General features: G+C 41.3%; 21 protein-coding genes and 1 tRNA gene. 9 read left to right on the top strand and 13 right to left on the bottom strand.

The window, feature by feature from the left end; genetic code table 11:
• Positions 1-58: 58 nt before the first annotated feature.
• The 5 genes from NSMS1_RS16735 to NSMS1_RS16715 form a co-directional block, all read right to left on the bottom strand.
• On the bottom strand, positions 59-643 hold the full coding sequence (locus NSMS1_RS16735) for an L-threonylcarbamoyladenylate synthase (RefSeq protein WP_224085735.1): 585 nt from the start codon (positions 641-643) through the stop codon (positions 59-61).
• Positions 644-784: 141 nt separating this feature from the next.
• Positions 785-1,699: a peptide chain release factor N(5)-glutamine methyltransferase gene (prmC, locus tag NSMS1_RS16730; RefSeq protein WP_224085732.1), complete on the bottom strand. Its 915-nt coding sequence runs from the start codon at positions 1,697-1,699 to the stop codon at positions 785-787.
• 14 nt (positions 1,700-1,713) lie between these two features.
• Entirely contained in the window at positions 1,714-2,547 is an 834-nt protein-coding gene (locus NSMS1_RS16725) for a Tic22 family protein (protein ID WP_224085730.1), read from the bottom strand.
• A 657-nt stretch (positions 2,548-3,204) separates the two neighbouring features.
• Positions 3,205-3,278 (bottom strand) — tRNA-Pro (locus tag NSMS1_RS16720).
• Positions 3,279-3,357: 79 nt separating this feature from the next.
• Positions 3,358-3,909 carry a GNAT family N-acetyltransferase gene (locus NSMS1_RS16715; RefSeq protein WP_224085728.1) on the bottom strand — a complete coding sequence of 184 codons (552 nt, stop codon included), beginning with the start codon at positions 3,907-3,909 and terminating at the stop codon, positions 3,358-3,360.
• A 379-nt stretch (positions 3,910-4,288) separates the two neighbouring features.
• Here NSMS1_RS16715 and NSMS1_RS16710 point away from each other — a divergent pair, with 379 nt between their 5' ends.
• Positions 4,289-5,008 carry a hypothetical protein gene (locus NSMS1_RS16710; protein ID WP_067774584.1) on the top strand — a complete coding sequence of 240 codons (720 nt, stop codon included), beginning with the start codon at positions 4,289-4,291 and terminating at the stop codon, positions 5,006-5,008.
• A gap of 123 nt (positions 5,009-5,131) precedes the next feature.
• Positions 5,132-6,043: an alpha/beta fold hydrolase gene (locus NSMS1_RS16705; RefSeq protein ID WP_224085725.1), complete on the top strand. Its 912-nt coding sequence runs from the start codon at positions 5,132-5,134 to the stop codon at positions 6,041-6,043.
• Between the two features lie 68 nt (positions 6,044-6,111).
• Here NSMS1_RS16705 and tsaD read toward each other — a convergent pair whose 3' ends face one another.
• Positions 6,112-7,152 carry a tRNA (adenosine(37)-N6)-threonylcarbamoyltransferase complex transferase subunit TsaD gene (gene tsaD, locus NSMS1_RS16700; RefSeq protein WP_224085723.1) on the bottom strand — a complete coding sequence of 347 codons (1,041 nt, stop codon included), beginning with the start codon at positions 7,150-7,152 and terminating at the stop codon, positions 6,112-6,114.
• 283 nt (positions 7,153-7,435) lie between these two features.
• Between tsaD and NSMS1_RS16695 the strand changes: the two genes are divergently transcribed.
• From NSMS1_RS16695 to NSMS1_RS16685, 3 genes are all read left to right on the top strand, one after another.
• Positions 7,436-7,930: a Photosystem I reaction center subunit III gene (locus tag NSMS1_RS16695; RefSeq protein WP_224085720.1), complete on the top strand. Its 495-nt coding sequence runs from the start codon at positions 7,436-7,438 to the stop codon at positions 7,928-7,930.
• A 38-nt stretch (positions 7,931-7,968) separates the two neighbouring features.
• Positions 7,969-8,118, top strand: coding sequence for a photosystem I reaction center subunit IX (gene psaJ, locus NSMS1_RS16690; RefSeq protein WP_224085718.1), 150 nt, complete (start codon positions 7,969-7,971; stop codon positions 8,116-8,118).
• Between the two features lie 268 nt (positions 8,119-8,386).
• Positions 8,387-8,902 carry a photosystem I reaction center protein subunit XI gene (locus NSMS1_RS16685; RefSeq protein WP_224085717.1) on the top strand — a complete coding sequence of 172 codons (516 nt, stop codon included), beginning with the start codon at positions 8,387-8,389 and terminating at the stop codon, positions 8,900-8,902.
• 312 nt (positions 8,903-9,214) lie between these two features.
• Here the strand turns inward: NSMS1_RS16685 and gmk are convergent, their stop codons facing one another.
• Both gmk and remA read right to left on the bottom strand, forming a co-directional pair.
• Positions 9,215-9,811 (bottom strand): guanylate kinase, encoded by a 597-nt coding sequence (gene gmk / locus NSMS1_RS16680; RefSeq protein ID WP_224085715.1) that lies wholly within the window; start codon positions 9,809-9,811, stop codon positions 9,215-9,217.
• 185 nt (positions 9,812-9,996) lie between these two features.
• A complete protein-coding gene (gene remA, locus NSMS1_RS16675; protein WP_010994282.1) occupies positions 9,997-10,263 on the bottom strand; it encodes an extracellular matrix/biofilm regulator RemA in 267 nt (88 codons plus the stop codon).
• Positions 10,264-10,866: 603 nt separating this feature from the next.
• On the opposite strand from remA, the gene NSMS1_RS16670 reads away from it, so the two are divergent.
• Both NSMS1_RS16670 and NSMS1_RS16665 read left to right on the top strand, forming a co-directional pair.
• Complete coding sequence (locus tag NSMS1_RS16670) at positions 10,867-11,331, top strand: hypothetical protein (protein ID WP_224085713.1); 465 nt, start codon at positions 10,867-10,869, stop codon at positions 11,329-11,331.
• Complete coding sequence (locus NSMS1_RS16665) at positions 11,322-11,555, top strand: pYEATS domain-containing protein (protein WP_224085710.1); 234 nt, start codon at positions 11,322-11,324, stop codon at positions 11,553-11,555. Before NSMS1_RS16670 ends, NSMS1_RS16665 begins: the two co-directional genes overlap by 10 nt.
• Positions 11,556-11,676: 121 nt before the next feature.
• Here NSMS1_RS16665 and NSMS1_RS16660 read toward each other — a convergent pair whose 3' ends face one another.
• From NSMS1_RS16660 to hetZ, 3 genes are all read right to left on the bottom strand, one after another.
• Positions 11,677-14,025 (bottom strand): DUF3488 and DUF4129 domain-containing transglutaminase family protein, encoded by a 2,349-nt coding sequence (locus NSMS1_RS16660; RefSeq protein ID WP_224085707.1) that lies wholly within the window; start codon positions 14,023-14,025, stop codon positions 11,677-11,679.
• Positions 14,026-14,700: 675 nt separating this feature from the next.
• A complete protein-coding gene (locus tag NSMS1_RS16655; RefSeq protein WP_317986519.1) occupies positions 14,701-15,474 on the bottom strand; it encodes a PatU in 774 nt (257 codons plus the stop codon).
• Positions 15,475-15,663: 189 nt separating this feature from the next.
• Positions 15,664-16,869, bottom strand: coding sequence for a heterocyst differentiation protein HetZ (gene hetZ, locus NSMS1_RS16650; protein WP_224085704.1), 1,206 nt, complete (start codon positions 16,867-16,869; stop codon positions 15,664-15,666).
• 207 nt (positions 16,870-17,076) lie between these two features.
• On the opposite strand from hetZ, the gene NSMS1_RS16645 reads away from it, so the two are divergent.
• On the top strand, positions 17,077-17,550 hold the full coding sequence (locus NSMS1_RS16645) for a hypothetical protein (protein WP_224095256.1): 474 nt from the start codon (positions 17,077-17,079) through the stop codon (positions 17,548-17,550).
• A gap of 95 nt (positions 17,551-17,645) precedes the next feature.
• Here the strand turns inward: NSMS1_RS16645 and sds are convergent, their stop codons facing one another.
• Positions 17,646-18,617, bottom strand: a complete 972-nt coding sequence (gene sds, locus NSMS1_RS16640) for a solanesyl diphosphate synthase (RefSeq protein WP_224085701.1) — start codon at positions 18,615-18,617, stop codon at positions 17,646-17,648.
• Between the two features lie 1,023 nt (positions 18,618-19,640).
• Between sds and NSMS1_RS16635 the strand changes: the two genes are divergently transcribed.
• Positions 19,641-19,835, top strand: coding sequence for a hypothetical protein (locus NSMS1_RS16635; protein WP_224085699.1), 195 nt, complete (start codon positions 19,641-19,643; stop codon positions 19,833-19,835).
• Between the two features lie 147 nt (positions 19,836-19,982).
• On the opposite strand, the gene murI is transcribed toward NSMS1_RS16635, so the two are convergent.
• On the bottom strand, positions 19,983-20,849 hold the full coding sequence (murI, locus tag NSMS1_RS16630; RefSeq protein WP_224085697.1) for a glutamate racemase: 867 nt from the start codon (positions 20,847-20,849) through the stop codon (positions 19,983-19,985).
• Positions 20,850-20,999: the final 150 nt, after the last annotated feature.

Genomic DNA, 20,999 nt, shown 5'->3' with positions numbered 1-20,999 from the left:
TATCAAGAACTAGATAGTGAACAATGGACAGTAAACAGTAGAAATAATTTGTCAACTGTCAACTGTCAAGTGTTACCGCTCCTTGACGTAATATTTGCCAACCTTCCTCCGCCCATTTAGCTACTGTAGAAGGTAAGCCAATTGAGGCTTCTGCCGTTGCATCAGATTCTAGTGTTAACACTGTAGGAAACTGAACATCAATCTCTGCCATTGTTAATAAAGCTGGCTGTCCTGAGAAGTTGGCGCTAGTAGTAGCAAGAGGCCCGGTTTGAGCCAAGATTGTTTGCGCGATCGCACTCTTCGGCACACGAATACCAATAGTTGTAGGGTCAATGGGATTCATTACTTTCGGGACGCGATTACTTGCTGGTAATACTAATGTCAGCGCTCCCGGCCAATATTTGCTAACCACTTCCTGCCAAATTTGATACTCCTGCTCACTACCTTTAACATAAGGCCATAAATCTTCAGCAATCGCCCCCATTAAAATTAGAGGCTTGTCCTGACTGCGCTGTTTAGCGGCAAAAATTAATTCTGCTTGTTCTGGTAGAGTTGCCAGCGCTGGCACAGTATCCGTAGGAAAACTCACTAAACTGCCACTACGTACACCAGCTATCAATGCTTCTAATGAAACCCTAGTCATAAATAATTTGTAATGGGCTACGCCCCGCTTCTCTACGTTCTCTACGAGACGCTTACGCGAACGCTAACGTAATTCGTAATTATTAATCAGCAATTATGAATTAAAGCAATTATTACTGACCAATAACTTATTACACAGAACTCAGGACTGAATATATGCTAGGGCAAAGCGTTCAATCCCAGCTAAATCAGTGTGAATTTGAATATTTTCATAACTCCCTTGCTGTTGCAGCAGAGTTTTAACTGCTTCTGCTTGACCTGCCATCATTTCAATTAACCATATACCCCCAGGTTGTAAATAACTGGGGGCTACATCTATTAAATGGCGGATAGCATCTAAGCCATCAGTACCACCATCTAAGGCTAAATGCGGTTCATGGTTTACTACTTCTGGTTGTAGCGTAGGCACAACATTACTGGGAATATAAGGAGGGTTCGATATCATGCCACTAACTTGACCTTTGAGTAAGTTTAAAGGCTCCCACCAGCGACCTTGATAAAAGCGTATCCTCTCAAATAGACCCAAATCACGGGCATTTTGTTTAGCGATCGCCAAAGCTTCTCGACTGTAATCAACGGCGTAAATTGTTGCTTGTGGGAAAGCATCAGCTAACCCCAGAGCGATCGCCCCACTCCCCGTTCCTAAATCTACCCAATGTCCTTGTTGTAACTGTGGTGCTTCACTATTAGCAACAGCTGCCACAGCTAAATCAATCAAGCACTCGGTTTCTGGCCTGGGAATTAAAACAGAACTGGACACTGTGAGCTTAAAGTTGCGCCAAGGTGTTACCCCAGCGATGTATTGTACGGGTAGGCAATCGCTTAATCGCCTTTGCCACAACTGGTCTAACTCGTCAAGAGACAAACTCAAGGAAATCTCCGACCAATCTTTAAACGACTCTAAACGTAGTGCCAAACGGTCTAAACCAGCTATTTCTTGCAATAACCAGTCTACTTCTACCACAGGGACATTGTGAGCGATCGCGCTTTGAGTCGCCCTATTGCGCCATTGCCAAAGTTGTAAACCAGAAACTACATTCAGCCGTTGATCTGTCATACTTAACGCGAGTTCTACCTTGCCCCAGGCTTGGTAGGATTGTTGTTCCGATTAGGAGCAGCAGGAGTGTTAGACCCTTGGTTTTTGGGTAAAGTCCGAATATATTCTCTAGATTCTGGTGATGGTACGATGACAACTTGATTCAACCAGGGATCATTTTTAGCTTGTAATGTCTGAATTACTCCATCTATATCTAGAACTTGAATATCCGCTTTCGGGTGTTTTGGCTTGACCTGTCCTAACAAACCCTGTGCATCTTGTTTACTCAAGAATAAAGGTATGTACTGTTGTTCATTTGCATTACCTGCTTTGATTGAGACATAACCTTGATCGGGTGCAAATCTAACAGCAAACATCGGCACGCTCTTAAACTGATTTACCTGTTGACCAGTTTGGCGCAATAAATCCATTGCTCCTTTAACTTCCTGATCCACAGGTTTAAATGCGAACAACAAGCGGTTGGGGTCTTTTTTACTTTGTTGCAATTGCTGATAAATCACCCCTAGCGGTACAGGTGTCACCTGTAGACTTTTGATGATTTCTTCCATCTTGGGGTCTTTATTTTTAGCGTTACGCAACTCGTTAATGAAAGCTTGAGCCTCTTGACGACTCATATAAACCCCTGTGATTGAACCACCAGCTTTCTGCCCGTTTTGTGGAGTAGGTAGAGGACGGCTTAATGGTAAACCTTTTTCATTTGTCACTAAATAAACAGGTACACCATCTAATTTTTCTTTAATTTGTTGTTCTGATAATGCAGATGCTGGCAAGCTGCCAAAATATACTGTTCCTAGTAAAGTACTTCCAAGTAAACCTAATGTTGCGCCCCAGCGAACCAATGCTTTCATGAGTATTCCTCGTATCAATGTGTTCAATTCTAGTTAGACCAATTGTTGGATTCACGCGCCACCAACTCGTCTTAGTTATATATCAATTTCTGGGAAATGAGAAAAAGTTGTGGTAGTCGTTAAATGCTCCCAATTTACACTTAAAGCTTGATATTTTCAAACTCTTAAGTTTATTCGTAATTTCCTTGCTACCTGTTGACCGTATTTTTAGTTGTGCTTTTCTCTGTTTTGCTTAACTATTCACTACACATCCATGTAGATGCCTATTAAATATAGTCGTCACCAGGACGAAAATCTTCCCTTTTTTGTAAATACAGTCAATGCCATTTTATTGCTCTTAGCTAAGTTTAGGGACGTTATTTAATAGCGATCGTTCCTTCTCACGCGAGTTAATTAAAAGTTTAATTTTATACATCTATCTTTAATTTATTCAATTCTGTTTACTATAAAAATTTGCTAGTAATTATTACTAATCGGGCGATATACAATCGTTCAATCAGGTTACTCCTTTATGTATAAACACAGTTATAAATAGCATTTTTTGATATTGACTAATAACTAAGATAGTAAATTCTAATTGTTCTGACGATATCTATAAGGAAAACCCATACCCTGTTTGCCAGAGTATGGATTTTCTTCATTAATAATCAAGTTAAATCGGGATGACAGGATTTGAACCTGCGGCATCCTGCTCCCAAAGCAGGCGCGCTACCAAGCTGCGCTACATCCCGATTGTGTGTTAATCACACAAGTCTCTTACCATTATAGCTAATTTTTTGACTATTGGCTATGTTTCTTTCTAGAGAAAATTTAATGAGGATACCAAAACATGCCTTTTATGCCTTCCGGATCTGGCATAAAACCCATAGTGCGGTAGAAGTCCACAACATGAGGGTCAGCAAATAAGGTTACATTACTAATTTCTTCACTCCTGAGTTTTTTGAGTACATACTTCATCAAAGCCTTACCCAGTCCTTTACCTTGAAAATCTGGGTGAACTACCACATCCCAAATAGTGGCGTTAAAAGCGTGATCTGAGGTAGCACGAGCAAAACCAATCAGCCGTCTTTGGTTTCCTCGTACTTGCCACATAGTAGCTACGAGAAAACTATGCTCAATGGCTTTCTTCACCTTCCTTAACGGACGACGTGACCAGCCTACAGCATCACAAAGTTCTTCGAGTTCATACAGGTCGATATCCCGCTCGGTGCTAAAAACGATACGTTCTGCATTTCTTGTACCTGCTGAGGCATCGCTTTTCGGGTTAGAGTTGCCCGTAGCGTCTAACGTCTGATCTTCAAAGGATTGTGTTTTACTTGTCCCAGATTCAGGAGTACTAAACCAAGTTTTCCAAAAACCCATGCCAATGCGGTTCGGGTAGTATAACTAAATTGGTGTCCACTATATAAAGTGTTGATTCACATTTGACACAGGGAATACCATTGTTTAGTCCGTACACTCAATTTGTGAGGATTTTTCAGACTTTCAGTGGCTACAACCGGTTACAGTGTGTTTCACACCAATTATTTTCAACTTTAGCACTTTGTTGTAAAGGCTAGGACAAATTCCTGAAAACGAAAAGTTCTAATAGCGAATTGTATATAAAAGAAAAGAGATAAGGATCTCAGGGTGATGAAGTAAGTAGATATTCTTCTCCATCTCCCCCTACTTCCCCCTCTTCCTCATCTCCCCCCACTCTCTACTCCTCTGGCGACAAAAGCAAGCGAGTTTTACACCTACAATGGCTTCTGGTTTAAAATCTTCGACACTGGAACTTCTTAAGCGTTTTAACAGAGCGTTTCCCCAGTTTTATGAACAATTTGTCAGCAGTGAGATTCAACTGCAAAATTTGCGGCTAGCCTATCGTCTTTATAAAACTAAACGTGCCGTAATTGAGTTGAAGCCGGAAGGTAGTAAAAGTGCGCTGCATTTTGCCTACCGCAATCAGTCATTTCTTCTCAGTGACATTTTTGGTGTGCTAGCCGCCTATGGACTAACTATTCATGGTTTGAGTCTGTATGGGCAGATTAAACCACCGATGCTGGTTTTTATTAAACTTTTGGTATCCCGTGGTAGTAAAGCCCTGACAGATAAAACAGCCGAGAATGTTTGTCGTGCCATTCGTGAGGCTTTAGGAGGGCGGTTTGAAGTAGAAGAAATGTTAGCTGTAGAGTTCAACCTAGACGTTGGTTTAGAACAAGTACAGACTGAATTTTATGTTGATCCAGTTTTTCATCTTCCAGCTTTGGTAATTGAAGCTGATAATCAACCAGGGTTATTTTACAAGGTCATGTACGCCATTTGGCAGGAAGACCTATTGGTAGTTAATGCCAACTTACTAGTTTGGCGTGGACGTACTAGGCTCATTCTCTATCTGTTAGGGCCAAATGAAAGTCTAATTCCTGAGTATCTCGGACACAAGATTGCTGAAGGGGTACGTCAAAGATTGTTAGGGAAGTGAATTTGTGCTGGGTATTGGGAAAGGGAAAAGCTTTCTCCCTCATCTGTCCCACCTCTAACCTAAACGTTTCTATTTTTAAGTTGCTTATTCTGTCGCGCCCACCCTTGGGGTTACGATATAGATATGGCAACTATCGAAATCTTGGGCTTTCCCCACGCATACGAGCTGACAGCCCCTACATCCTGCCCTGATACTCTAGTATTTATTCACGGTTGGCTCAATAGCCGTGGATACTGGCAACCTGTGATTTCTCGACTGTCAATAGATTTACAGTGTTTGTCCTATGATTTACGAGGCTTTGGGGAATCTCAATCACAATTAGAAAGTGATTTTCACAGAGAATCTGGTTCTGTCAGTTTATCGGCTCAGTCTGTGCAAGATATAAATCTATCTTTAGAGTCTGTCTATACCCCAGCTGCTTATGCTCAGGATTTGGCTGCACTTTTGAAACAACTAAATATTACCAGTGCTTGGCTTGTTGGTCATTCATTAGGAGGTACGATCGCTCTATGGGCAGCATCACAAATGCCTGAGTGTATCAAGGGTGTCATTTGTATCAACGCAGGCGGCGGTATTTATCTCAAAGAAGCTTTTGAACAGTTCCGTTTAGCAGGACAAAAATTTTTACAACTCCGTCCCCGTTGGTTATCCCAAGTACCTCTAATTGATTTACTCTTCACTAGAGCTAGTGTATCTCGTCCCCTAGACCGTCAGTGGGCGCGTCAGCGAGTCATAGATTTTATCGTTGCTGACCCGGAAGCAGCTTTAGGCGCGTTGCTAGACTCCACAACCGAGGAAGAAGTTAACCGTTTACCCAAGTTAGTCTCGCAGTTAAAGCAGCCAGTTTATTTCCTGGCTGGGACTGACGATAAGGTAATGGAACCAAAGTATGTACGCCACTTAGCAAGTTTTCATAGGCTTTTCCAATACTGTGGCGACAATGTGATTGAAATTCCTAATTGTGGACATTTGGCAATGTTGGAACAGCCAGATGCAGTTGCAAATCATATTCGGGAATTAGTCATTAGTCATTAGTCATTAGTCATTAGGCAACAGTCAAAGATAGAGGCTGAGTTCTTGAACTATGGACTATGCACTATGGACTATTGATATAACTTCATGACTTGACTTAGATTTAGCCTTGACTCTACGCCTAGAGTTAGGGGGGAAGTGTGTCCGCGTGATAAGTGGTCTGCGGCGGCGCAGGCTATCATGGCGGCGTTATCTGTACAGAATTTTAAGGGTGGGAACAGCACACGCAATTTATTTTCTGTAGCTGCTGCTTGGAGGTGTTTTCTTAAACCACTGTTAGCAGCTACTCCCCCGCCTACGGCGATGGTGTCTAAACCATAGTCTAAAGCACAGGCGATCGCTCTTTTAGTTAGAGCCTTAGCTACAGTCGTCTGAAAGCTGGCGGCAATGTCCTCTATTGGCAGTTTATCCCCCTCTTTCTCTAATTGCTGCACTAAACGCAGTACAGCCGTCTTTAAGCCGCTAAAACTGCCGTCATAGCGGTGAAATCCTCCACCTGGTAGAGACACTTTTCCTTCTGGTAAAGCGAAGGCTTGGGGATCGCCTGTTTGGGCTAGTTTGTCAATGACTGGGCCGCCAGGATAACCTAGCTTCAATAACCTAGCTACCTTGTCAAAAGCTTCGCCGGCTGCATCATCACGAGTTTCCCCCAAGGTTTCGTACTTACCACATTCTTTAACGTAAATTAAGCTTGTATGTCCTCCAGAAACAAGTAAGCTAAGAAAAGGGGGATCTAAAGTTGGCTCACTCAAATAAGTCGCGTAGATGTGACCTTCGAGGTGGTGAACTCCCAAAAATGGTTTATTTTGTAAAATTGCTAAAGTTTTGGCAGCAGTTAGCCCCACTAGTAGCGCTCCTACAAGTCCAGGCGCACAAGTGGCAGCGATCGCGTCGATTTTACCCCAATCTAGTTGAGCTTGTGCCATTGCTTGGGCGATCGCGTCATTTATCGTTTCCAAGTGCGCTCGTGAGGCTACTTCCGGGACTACCCCGCCATACTGTTGGTGAACTGGGATTTGCGAAGCTATGATACTACTGCAAACTTGACGATTCTTTACAATTGCCACGGCAGTTTCATCACAGCTGGTTTCGATTGCTAAAACAGTTGTCATTGCTACGACTAAGTAATGAGTGCTGAGTCCTGAGTCCTGAGTTTCCAAGTATGAGGTCTAAAATAATTTTCCCTAATTATGAAAAATTCTACTCAGCACTCTTCACTCGGTACTCAGTACTCTCTAAAGATTTGTTTGAGAAGCTTTAACTTTTATTTACTTAAACTTTACTCGATTCCCGCGCAAGAGTATGATGACTTGCTAGTTAAGCAAATCAAGAATGTACAAGCCGCTTCGTTTTGTACAAAAAACTTTTTCTTGTGTAATAAAAGGAAACAAATCCATGCGTCGATTGTTTGCTTTGATTTTGGTGATTTGTCTGTCGTTCAGCTTTGCGCCCCCAGCAAAAGCCTTGGGAGCTAACCTGACACCTTGTGCAGAAAATCCTGCATTCCAAGCACTGGCAAAAAATGCCCGCAATACTACGGCTGATCCCAAATCAGGACAAAAACGTTTTGAGCGTTATTCTCAAGAACTTTGCGGGCCAGAAGGCTATCCTCACCTAATTGTAGATGGCCGTCTTGACAAAGCTGGTGATTTTCTCATTCCTAGCATTCTCTTCCTCTACATTGCTGGTTGGATTGGTTGGGTAGGTCGTGCTTACTTACAAACAGTTCAGAAGGGCGATGATTCTGAGCAAAAGGAAATCCAAATCGATTTGAGTATTGCTCTACCCATCATCCTCAGTGGCTTTACTTGGCCACTAGCCGCAGTTCAAGAACTCCTATCTGGCAAATTAACAGCTAAGGATTCTGAGATTACTGTTTCTCCCCGCTAATCCCGCTTAATCTATTATCTTGTTTGGAGCATAACATCATGGCAGAGAAAACCGATCAATCCGGCTACTTACTTAAGTTTATTTCCACAGCACCCGTAGCTGCTACCATCTGGTTGACCATCACAGCCGGGATTTTAATTGAGTTCAATCGCTTTTTCCCAGATTTACTTTTTCATCCCCTACCATAAATTGAAACTCAGATTTAAGACGGATTAATCTGTTGTTTTTTGCCTAATTTGTGTGATGAATTGGCTTAATTAATTAAGTGTATTTATCACACAAATAGGCACTAAAAATTTTATTCACAACTCGTAAAGCTTGATTTAGCTTACGAGTTTCAGCATCTTAAACAATCTAAATTAATTTTTCTAAACTTCTCGAATAAAAAAAAGCTTTGGCTGCAATTATTATTAATATAAAAATGCCACCATTGTATTTTTGAGGCAAACATAAAATATGGCGCAAGCAGTAGACGCATCAAAAAATTCCCCTAGCGATCCTAGAAATCGGGAAGTGGTTTTTCCAGCCGGACGCGATCCTCAATGGGGTAACTTAGAAACTCCGGTTAATGCTTCCTACTTAAGCAAGTCATACATTAACAATTTACCTGCTTATCGTCAAAATCTCACACCTTTTAGACGTGGGCTAGAAATTGGTATGGCTCACGGTTACTGGATTTTTGGCCCCTTCGCTAAATTAGGCCCCTTGCGTGATACACCTAATGCTAACCTCGCTGGATTACTAGCAAGCATCGGCTTAGTTGTCATTTTAACTGCTGGTTTATCTCTATACGCTAGCAGCAATCCTCCCCAACCCCTCGCTACTGTGACTGCGGCTCCCCCTGATGCTTTCCAATCTAAAGAAGGCTGGAACAATTTTGCCAGCGCTTTCTTGATTGGCGGTATTGGCGGTGCAGTAGTTGCTTACTTCTTGACTAGCAATATTGCTTTGATTCAAGGTCTATTAGGTTAATTCAATTTGCAGTGTGTGTCAGTTGTCAGTTGTTTTTAGTCAGTTGTTTTTGGTGATATTTTAATACTTCTACCCAAGAGTAGATGGTATTAAAACATTGACAGATTCTGCATAGTGACTACTGACCACTGACAAAACTCTATCCCTCTGCGGGTAGAGTTTTTGTGATTAATGCTCCATTATGACTTGGAAATCTAGCAAAATTGATTAATTCAAAAAACTTAAGGACACAAAAGAAAAAGATCATCTTCTTTATGTGTCCTCAGATTGTTTGGTGTAAAAATGTTTGAGTATGATTAAACAGGATATTAATTATCCAAATAATGCTGTTTCGATCGCATTAACAGCAGCTTCAAAATCGTCATTTACGATTTGAATATCAAATTCTTCAGCAGCTTGAATCTCTTCCTTGGCGCGTTTTAGACGACGGGCGATCGCTTCCTGTGAATCCTGTCCCCGCTCCCGAATCCGTCTTTCCAACTCTTCAAAGGAAGGCGGCAGAATAAAGATACTCAGAGCTTGGGGGAAGGAAGCGCGGATTTGTCTTGCCCCTTCTAGTTCAATCTCTAGCACAACTAATTTGCCAGACTGGACTTGATTCAGCACAGCTTCGCGGGGAGTACCATAATAATTACCCGCAAATTCTGCCGATTCAAGAAATTCGCCTTGAGCAACCAATTGTTCAAACTTGCTGCGGCTAATAAAATAATAGTTTTTGCCATCGACTTCCCCAGGACGGGGAGCGCGAGTTGTCGCCGAGACAGAGTAATACAGTTCTGGATGACGCTGGAGGAGCGATCGCATTAAAGTACCTTTACCGACCCCACTAGGCCCGGTAAGCACAATCAATTTGCCTGAAAACGGTGATTCTGTGGTAGTAGCACGATGGATGGATAAAACTTGCATCATCCGTAAACCTGTGAATTAATCAAGAACAAGCGTTCATTAGGTAAGTTAGTAATTTAATCTAGTCTACGTTATTAACGCAAACCTTAACTAATGAATGTGTAGCACGAGTGACAGAAAACTTGTCTAATCCACATGGTACTGCCGATATGCTGCAAACAGGAGTAGGGTTTTACTCCCCTCCCGAATTAGTTTTCTACACTCTGATGCTCGCGGGAAATAACGAAACGATTCGCTACCGTTTCCGGTTGAATCGCTGACAAAATTACGTGACTGGAATCGGTGATAATTACAGCTCTAGTTCTGCGACCATAAGTCGCATCTATTAGCTGATTTTTGTCCCTAGCATCGGTAATGATCCGCTTGATAGGAGCAGATTCTGGACTCACAATGGCAACCACTCGGTTAGCCGAAACAATATTACCGAAACCGATATTAATTAATTGTATTTCCATAGAAAAACTGACACCTTATGTGGTGTACAAAGCTAAAGAAGATTGTATTCTCATGTTATCCCGAAAAAATAAGAGTTACAACGCATTACATTTAGCCATATTGAGTTTTTTACTATCCGATGCTTTTTTTAGCTATTTATTAGTCAAATTTACTTAAAATCCTCCTAAAGACATAGGTATTGATCTGCTACTACGCGCTAGTACCAAGTTGATAATTACAAATACCATCTAAGGGTAATTGCTAACTTCTTTCCTCTTCCTCAAGATATTAAAATCTTGAGTGAACCATCTATGATTGGTCTTATTTACAACAAGTTCCTGATTTTCTTAACTATATAAAATCAAATTAAAAAAAATACATTACATTTTTTAGCTATTGAGGAAAAATTTTTACTGCATCATGTATGTATTTTTCTATTGAAAAATCTGTCCAATTTCTGAATAAGTGGATGATGCAGAAATTTTATGTATAATTGCTTAGTTAATTCACTAATACGCTATAAAGCTTAATATCTCACGCTTAATCATGCAGTGAGTAAATTTTAGTATTTTTAGACTTATTAATAGCAGTTAAAGCCTAAAGAAGGTTAATGCCAAGACATTATGGAAGAATTTAAGAGTGTTTATATTGCTCAGTCAAATCAATCTCCATCATCCCCTACTAATGTAAAAGGAGGAATGCTTGACTCTGGGTGGGTTCCCCTTTTCCAAACCTTGGCATGGATTTTCTTCTGGACTATGCTAATTAGCTATATTAACCGTAATTTCAAATTGCAGTTGGGTGAATTGTTCAGTGCTTTTGTGAAAAGAGTACAACAGGGTTCTCCTATTCAAGCAGGCACTTTTTCTTTAGGCGCACCTCCTGCAATTACTAGCCAACAAGTAGCAACAGCAACTTCAGAGGGAACCGAAGGAGTTAGTGTTCCTGAGAACCAGCATCAGCAAGTCTTAAATTATCAACAGTATTCTAAAGGTATTACTGAAGAAGTTTACTTACTTCATACATCTGAAGTAATTACCCCAAGAACAGAAAATCCCAGGAAAAATACCGGGTTAAAGTGTGGCTAGAGGCGTATACAGAACATAACTTTAATGAATGTGAAAAGGTTATTTATCGTTTGCATGAAAGCTTTAGCCACCAAGTGATTGCTACAGAAGCAAAGAACAACCAGTTTGAGTTATGGTTAAATCTTTGGGGTGAGTTTACAATCATTGCATATGTAAAACGTAAAGATAAAGAGCCTTTATGGTTAACTCGTTATCTTGATCTCCCTGGTCGTCCTTCTGACTAGATTAATATTCCACAACTTCGAGTCACAACCAATTAAGATTAACCCCAAAATACAAAGTTTATTGAGGGTGAAGCAGAAGTTGTACCGTTTCACCCTTAACCTAACAGCTTAAGCAAAGTAGCTACAATCCACTATTCACGCGATCGCCACTTGTCTTTTTCATCTGTTCCCATCTTTGGCGCAGTTGATTTAGGTTAGGTTTTTGCCCACCATATCGCCAGCTAACGTAGGCTTGACAAATCTCGTCAATGACTTGGGCAGTTGTCTTACCATGATGCTGATATGAAACTTGGGCATACTCCAATGGTGTTTGGGCTGGATGTTTACCCAAACCTTTCTGGGCTGTCCATTGCAGCATTTGTTGATATAGGCTTTCCATTGGCGGTAGTTTACCTAACCAGCGACGAGTACGCCATCCTTTCCACTGCGTCCAACCCAGCCAGGCCAGAAAAGCTGTAGAGGTTCCTACAATCAAGCCAGTTAAAATCCCAAACCAACCTTGAGTAAACAGGCGGAAAAACCAAGCGATCGCTTTACCAATCCAACTAAATAATGTGCCAAATACATTATTTAGTAAACCTGTCACTGGAGAAGGCAACCACCCAGCTACCCATTGCCAAAATTGCCGTAGCACACTAAAAGTCTGTACATCCTCAACCGATGGGGGAATAAGGGGATGATTGGGAATAGGGTCAAAAGAAAACCAACCATATTTAGGGAAATATACTTCCGTCATCGCGTAAGCATCAGTATTACGCACAACATACATCCCTGTGAATGGATTAAATTCTCCCGGACTAAAACCCGCTACTAACCGCGCAGGAATGCCGATAGACCGTAACATCACTGTGAGAACTGTAGAGAAGTGGTCTGCATAACCACCTTGATGCTGGAATAAAAATGACTCTACTAAGTCCTCGTTATCACTTAAATGGGGAAACTCGAAAGGATTTTCCGGTATGGAATAATGTTGCTTGAGGTGCTGCGTTAAATACAACACCTTTTCATAATTTGAATTAAGAGTCTTGGGAGTATCAGATTTCCATACCAGTTGTTTACTGTATTCCGCAAGGATTTCTTCAGTCCGTTGCTTGACTTTATCAGCAATTTCTGGGGGGATTTGCAAATAATGTTTGTTGATATTTTGAGGATAATCGTTACCAGCTTTCCCTAATAAAGTGCGATCGCGGTAAGGAACTTCAGAAATAACTGTATAGGTAAGGTCTTTCGATAAGCCGACAGGTGCGCGTAACCCCCCTTCCTTATCAACAGCGATCATCGGTGTCGGAAAGTAAAGTTCTTTGGGATAGTACAAGGCGGGAATCAGGTTAGGCAAGTCCGACACCACAGTATAAGTCTGCACTACTTCCTTTGTTTTGCCAGATATTGGTGCTGGTGGAATATATATTTGATAAGACCAAGGCGATCGCTTAATCGTCGTTACATCATCATTACGGGAAATTTCCCAACCCTTACCCGTATAACGGTCAAAAGCCAACACTCGCCAAAATCCCTCAGCCTGCGATCGCACCCGCATCACCACCTTGGGTTTCATCTCTCCCCGCAGGTTTTGGTTCATCTGGCTATTGAACCCGTAATAGAAATCATTATCTACCTTTCCTGGTTGACCATTTTGATTTTGCTGATTACCATTCCCATTCCCATTACCTTGGTTATCAGCATTACCTTGACGAACATAACCAGGATTAATAATAGAGCGACCAGTAAAACTCTGATTGACTTCGATAGGAGAACTAACAGGGAAAGTCCGCAGTTGATAGCCAGGGAACCGGGGTAGTAAGGCAAAAACCACCAAACCCAACCCCACAACTACACCAAATAATAAGAAATAACTAGGAACCCCAGCAGATAATTTCTGTTTTTTTGAATTTTGAATTTTGAATTTTGAATTGTCTACTCCCAATTGTGAACGGTAATTAAAGACTAATGTAGGGAGAGCGATCGCTAAAAATAATAGTAGTACAGGTGCAAATGCCAGCGTTTGACTTAATGTCGCAGCTACACCCAATAAAATCAACCCAATTACAATCGAGTAACCCAAGTCTTTACGCCTGGGTACATCAAAACTGTGGAGGACTTGTAATTGTATTAACAACTCAGCTAAAGCCAAGCGTGTATCATTTAATTCGCCAAATATTCGCCCAAAAAAAGCACCCAGTGCCGCTAACATCCCGATCGCAATGCAAAACTTAATAGGAATATTAGGTTTGCGACGATAATAATAACCCCAAACTGTACCCACCACACTTATTGGTATTGCCCAAAAACTAAATGTGGTGGAAGCAGCAATATCCATTGCCGCTATACCGATAATTACCAACGCTAGCACTAGTACCCGCAAAGGAATGGAATCTTCTACTTCCATCAATGGCGAACCCTGGGTATTTTTTCGCCAATCCAAACTGACTCTCAAAGGCCAAAATTGATTGAACCTGGTTAATTTAAACATTTTAATTGTCAGCAAAGAAATAAAGTAGATGCTTTTATCATGTCTGGTTGAATACTTATAGTATCTGTGGAGGTTGGTAATTGGTAATTGGTAATCGCTAATCGGTCATAGCAAAAAACAATTAAGTAGAAGGACTAAATTAAAATTAACTTGATAGCGTCGGGTTTCGACTGCGCGAGAGTTGAATCTCGACTACGCTCGGATTACCGCGTAGTCGAAACTCAACCCTCTTCTAATCAGGTTAACGAGCATTGAGCGTAGTCGAAATGCGTCTTATAAAAATTGTGTCCACCTACTTACCCATTACCCTTACTTATTACCAGCCAGCCCAAAGCTATCATAAGTATTAACCGAATTTGAATAGATACAAACTTTCGGGAAGTTCCTTTAAGAAAACAGGAACTCCCCGAAAGTAACTTTTGGGAGTATTAGGTAAGTCGTAAATTTTCATTCTCGCTGCGGGTGATTGTAGAAGCCCTAATGACCCTTGACTGAGAAAAAATTAGTTAGCTGCAAGATTATTGATGATTGGCATTGTTCAACTAGTGCAGCTTTACACAAATAAATGGCTAGTTGAAAAAGCTTTAAAGCCGAAGTTAGAAAGGTTATCCCCTTCTGTCTGCTGCCTTTTGCCTACTGCCTTCATATATATAGTGCTAGCGCTGGTAATTTCCGCTAGATTGTAGGATTAATGACAAATAGCAAAGGTTGCTGATCGAGTTCTGGACAATCAACCTCTAATGTGTAACTTGTTTGAGGTTGTTTGCTGGTTAACTCTACACTCAAGCATCCTGGGGTTGACGATTGAGCCATCGCAATACTACCATTACCTTGCAATGTCAAAATTCCCTGAGTTGGTAAATCGCTATGGACAACTAACTGGGTAACATCGTCTTTGCTGTAGTATTCTACGCGCAAAGTTAAAGCCCCAAGACTAGTTAGCCAAAGCCTTTCTACAACTGGTTGGTTTGGTGAAACTGGCAAAGTCAAGTTACCTAGTAGATGTTTCGCTGCCAGCAAAGACAAAGCCATTTGTTGGCGAGGTTCTAAGTCTGCGTAATCGCTCTGAATATTAGGCATGGTATCCATTTCAGACGATCTATAACTAGTTCGCAGTACTAACCCAGCCAAGTCATTAATTGTTTGTGACTCGTTAGGGAAGAAACCCTCTACTACCTGGACTAATTTTGCACCCAAGGGTAACGTAGATGTCACCATCTGCTGGCATCTTTCCAAAATTTCTTGAAAAACTTTCTCTGGTAGGGTTACAGGTAAGTTCAGCTTTGCTTGCTGGGCTAACCATCCCCAATTAGGAGTTAAAACCAATGATGGCTCTTCTACATAATCTGGGTAATCAACTATCTGACTTTCCCAAGGGAAGAGGGGTGGGTTATTTTCGATGTGAATTTGTAACCGACGCTTAAGGACGGATTGAAAACGTTCTTGCACAGTAGGAATTTCTCCTAATCAAAAGGTTTGGGGCTATCTTTTCCAGTTATGCTGACTACTTCGTCAAGTAGCAGGTTAATTGATCAAGATGTTCCCTATCGATTCCTGACAACTTTCCTACTATTTTCGTGTTTGTTGACAGGATATGCCAACAAACCGAGTAAGTAATTTTGTAAGGATTCTGAGTCACTATTCATGAGCGGATGCACTTGATCCGGACACTAAGGAATTACGAATTTCCCAAGCTTGTTCCAAAATCTTAAACCACCGCTTCTGTAGTTGTGCCATTGATAACCCTAAAGTTTTGGCAATTTTTTCATCTGGTTGACCTTGTTGTTTTAAGTCTAATAAAGACCGTTGTTTCTCGTCCAGTTGGTCGGTGTAGGCTTGCCACTGTTGGGGAGTTAAACCTAAGTTAGTATGCAAAGAAGCTTCTAACCATTCGTGAACTAATTCCCAACGATGTAACAAAGCGAACCGAATCAAATGATACTTAAAGCGTTGTTGTAAGTAATCTCGCTGACGTGGTGTTAATCCTAAAACGTTCTCAATTTCTTGAGCTGACATGTCCTGAAGACGTAGGGAAAAGTAATCAGCACAGTCAGATTGTTGCCTTTGCTCTAAATAGTCCATTAATTCTGTAATGACTACAGAGCGTAAGGTGTCTTCTTCAGGTTCTGGTGCTGGTTGGGTAGCCATAGCAGAGCGCAATCTCTGTACGGCTGGCTCCTCCCAAGAACCATCACCTTCATTAGAACTACCTTCGGATGCTTGTTCTATATCAACGTTAGCTTCTGGGGGTTGCTGTTGGGAAAAGGTTTGCGCCCGCAGGATAATCAACTGTTGTTGCCGTCCTGGTAAGGGAATCCGGCGCTTACCATAGCGCTCGGTGAATGCCATATACTCTGACAATTCAAGCAGAGTTTGGGGACGGTATGTAGGGCCTAGTTGATTTTCGCGGCGGAAAGCATTTAAGGCTTCTAAATAAAAACTTTGTAAGAAATCTTCTATGATAGTCAGTCGCCCTTGGTAACTTAATTGGCGCTGAGGGGGATTAATGTATCGATAAATAATAGCGCTGAGTGTACTGTGGAGTTCCACTCTGCCTCGGTTAGAACCTTGTTGATAATATCTCAGACATTGTTGTAGCCGATGCTTGGCTAGGGTCATGGCTGAATTTTCTATAGCACCGGAAGCTTGAATCCGTTTACTTTCGGTACAAATCCGATATACTTCTGTAGTGATACGATTTGCTACATCGTGACAATTTTGGTCTGAAGCTTTGGTAAACTGTTTAAACTCCTGATAAACCAGTTTAAAGATTACCTCCACACCAATAGAGTTTTCTTCTAGAAGATTTGCGGTTGGAATAGTTGCGGTTGCGGCTGAATTCATAGTGTCGATATTCACTAGACCCTAACATAAACTTTATAAACAACCTGCGACGACCTTGGGTATTGGCTTGATGGTTTTGCATATACACTAAACGCATACCAGTTCTGCCATGAGGATGTGGTTGATTTTATTATTCCCAAGTCTGATGGAATAGATCACATTTTGATAAATGTTATTGCTATTACCCAGGAGCCGTTGACAAGTAATATGGATTTAGAAGCACAAATACAATTGCTGATTAACAATGCACCCAATGATGGTGTAACACCAAATCTTGTGGCAGCAATTGCTCCTTTGCTTGTGGCGATCGCTCAAAAGTTGCGTCATTCCCAGTACTACATTCTTCAAGATTCAGAAGGTAGCTGGGTCTTAACTACGTTGAGGCATCGAGCAAGCCCAGGAATCGAAAAGCGTGTTGTTTACGCTTTCCCTACCATACAGGATACTTCTTTGATCTTAGATGCTGGGCTAGACCCTCACCTTGGGGCGGTAATTACCCCATCTACCCACATTTTGTTCCAATTAGTGGCATTAGAACCCGTAGATAGTATCGTTTTTTTGGAAACGCCGGGTAAAACCACTCATACATACGAAGTTCGGCGTGATGATTTCCAAAAACGTATACACAAAGAGCTAAAAAAGCAGCGATCGCCTAAATCCATACCCCCAAATATTGCCTAAAAAAATTTTGGGTGTGGGATTTTTTCAATACATCCCACACCCAAAAATGCAAATGTCAAGAATCGCTAATTTTAAAAGAAAAATTATAAAATCCACTAATACAATCGGCTTAGTGCATATTCAGCTATATTGATCAGTGCTTGGTGAGATTCAGAAGGTGGCAGAGTTGCTAAATGCTCAATTGCTAACTTAGTGTGGTGAGCAGCCAAGTCTCGCGCCTGCTGTATGCCTTGACTATTTTGGATTAGTTCTAGTGCTTGCTCTAAATCTCCTTCTTGGGCAAACTCGCGCTCAATTAGCACCTCTAAGTAGGGTTTTTCCGCTAAAGCATATAAAACTGGCGCGGTGAGGTTGCCACTTATGAGGTCTGATCCTACTGGTTTACCAAGAGTGTCTGTAGTGCTGGTGAAATCTAAAATGTCATCGACAATCTGAAATGCTATGCCCAGATGGCGACCATAGCCATAGAGATGATCAACGGTTTCTCTAGACACTTCACTCAGTAAACCAGCAGCTTTAGAACTGTTGGCAATTAGGGAAGCAGTCTTGTAGTAGCTCTTGTTGAGGTACGTTTCCAAGGAGATACTAGCGTCGAAGCGGTTTAGCCCTTGCTGAATCTCCCCTGTAGCCAAATCCATAATGACTTCCGAGAGGAGTTTGACCACCTCCAAGTTATCTAAGTTTGCTAAATACCAGGAAGATTGAGCAAATAAGAAATCTCCTGCCAAAATGGCAATGCGATTACCAAACAAACTGTGAACGGTGGGTACGCCTCGCCGTACTTCTGATTCATCTACCACGTCGTCATGTACTAAGCTTGCCGTGTGAATCATTTCTGTAATCTCGGCTAGTCGGCGATGACGTGGCGTAATCTCTTGATCTAACATTGTGGCTCTTGATATCAGCAGCACGATTGCTGGCCTGATACGCTTTCCCCCAGCTCCGAAAAGATGTTCGGCTGCCGCAAATAAAATGGGGTGGCGATTTCCGACGAGCTGTTTCAGGTTATCTGCTAGTATTCGCAGGTCTGCTTCCACAGGGGTAAACAGGGAGGTGGCTGGGGTCATGGATTGGCGGACTCAGACTTAGGTTACGAAAGTTTACATATCCTATACTCATTTTAAGATAACCCTGTGCTAGTGCAAGGTTTTTCTCATTTTCTCTAAGGAGATAGTGCTGAGTGATGAGTGATGTTAGCGGAAGCGGGGCGTTTAGCCCATGCTGAGTAGTGAGATAAAAAAGTTATTAATTAACGCCTGCCTTCTGTTGCGGTTTCTTAAGTTAAGTTACTACCGTATGCTCCGTAGTAAAATTCTATTGTGTAAATGATTATACTTTAGCTGTTTTAACAAAAAGTCTTTATTGTTTTCATTTAATTCGTAAATATAGCAAATTTGAGTTGGGCAATACACATCTTTAGTGGCCTTGAATACAACCCCAGAGGTACATTTTTTGTCTTCACTATTACTTCTTACAGATGAGTTATTTTTAGGTTAAGAGTAAGTATTTCTTACCTCTGTGTAACCATCTAGAAAATTTGCAATTTAGCCTCAAAATTAGCTTCAAATCTGGGGTTATTGTGTTACGCTAAAATGTAAGGATTTTAAATTTTTCAAGCATTCACCGCTCACAAGTAGGTCGCTTTTTAAGTGATGCTACTTGCTTGGTGTCGTGAATCGAAAATAGTACATCGTTAAGGTGAGAATCAAGAAAGTATTTTCTTGCTTTCTTTTTTGACGATGAGAACTCTTTATTTAGAGCTAGGCAACTCTCTTGGAGAAGTTGCTGCAAGTTTTTAGCTTGCGTTGAGCGTGAGCATGGCTCTGGCATAAAGATGTTATGAAAAATCAAGCGGACTAGGTAGGCTGCTAAGACAAGCAGTTTGAATCACTATGTTAGTGATTTAGCTGTTGTTGAATGTATAGTCTGCAAAATCAATTGAATAGTAAATCCGTTGGGCAAAGAGAATTAAAACTCTACGGAAAGATTTGCCATAGCAAAATACGGCCATCAAGAATTTACTTGATTGGTTGATGTCCTGCTAACTTTATGCAATTTGATTATGTATTGGAAAAAGTTTTGGTGGAACAATGACTTATGGGGATATGCCTATGATGATTTTTATTTTAGCGGCTGGATACCTATTCACAGTTTATTTATTATTAGGATTAGCTAAAAGAACTGGGAAAAAACCTAGTAATAATCAATCTGTAGTTGATACAAATAATATTCAGCAGAAATTATCTGTTTCACATACAGTTTCTGAAGTTGTTAATAGTCAATAGTTATTAGTCATTAGTCATTGGTTATTAGTGACCTAATAAATACTAATGATAAATTCGTAATACCCTACAGACCAGCTAGTAAGATTTATAGTCACTAATCACAAGAGCTTGTATTTGTAGGGTGAAAATTACGAATTACCCAAAATCTTACTGAAATTGAGAAATTGGTACGGCGGCAAAATCTACAGCTTCCACCAATGGGGTATAGCCTAGCCATTGTACACCTGACTGTGCGAACTGCTGGGGACAACCGCTAACAGCAAAGCGCGTTGGTAATGGTGGATGAGTATTGGTTAAGCCAAGTAAGTCTAATTCTTGAATACAAGCTGTGACGACGTGGACGGCTGGGTCAATGATTTTAACTTGGGGGGGAAGGAGCGATCGCACCACTGGCGCAAGTAAGGGATAATGGGTACAGCCGTAAACTAAGGTGTCGATATCTTCCTGAATGAGTGGTTCTAGATATGCCTTAGCTACTTCGGTTGTATAGGGGTCGTGAATGCGGTTTTGTTCTATGAGGGGAACAAACTCAGGACAACCAACTTGCCAAACTTCGACACTAGGGTCTATTTCCCAAATCGCTTGACGGTAGGCGTTACTTTTTGCTGTAGCTGGTGTGGAAATAACACCAATACGCTTACCTTGTTGGACTGCGGCTTTAGCACCAGGGAGGATAACGCCAAGAATGGGAATATCGTATTCCTCTCGGACTATATCTAAAGCTAGAGCAGAACTGGTGTTACAAGCCATGACTACCAATTTGACGTGCTGTTGCTGCATCCAGTCCATGATTTCGCGCACATACTGGAGAATTTCTGCTTGTGAGCGAATACCGTAGGGGAGTCTTGCTGTATCACCAAAATATATTACAGATTCATTAGGTAGCTGACGATAGATTTGACGTAGTACCGTTAGCCCACCCACACCACTATCAAATACGCCAATAGGGGCGCGTTGAGGTTCTTGTTCTGAGAAACCGTAAAGATTACCTTCAAAGCTGGAAGATGAATACACAGGCAAATATGGTGAGAGATTTTTGAATATTAAAATACAGAATTTAACAGACAATTTACCAATTGACCACTAAATTCTGCATCTACATCGAGTTTAATTACCACCTTGGGGGTGAGGATTTTAGTCTAAATTTTTAACTTGATGAAAATT

Origin of the sequence: Nostoc sp. MS1, assembly GCF_019976755.1 — a bacterium.
Classification (GTDB): Bacteria; Cyanobacteriota; Cyanobacteriia; order Cyanobacteriales; family Nostocaceae; genus Trichormus.
Note: the sequence above shows the minus strand (reverse complement) of the source record. Positions and strands in the feature narration are given on the sequence as shown.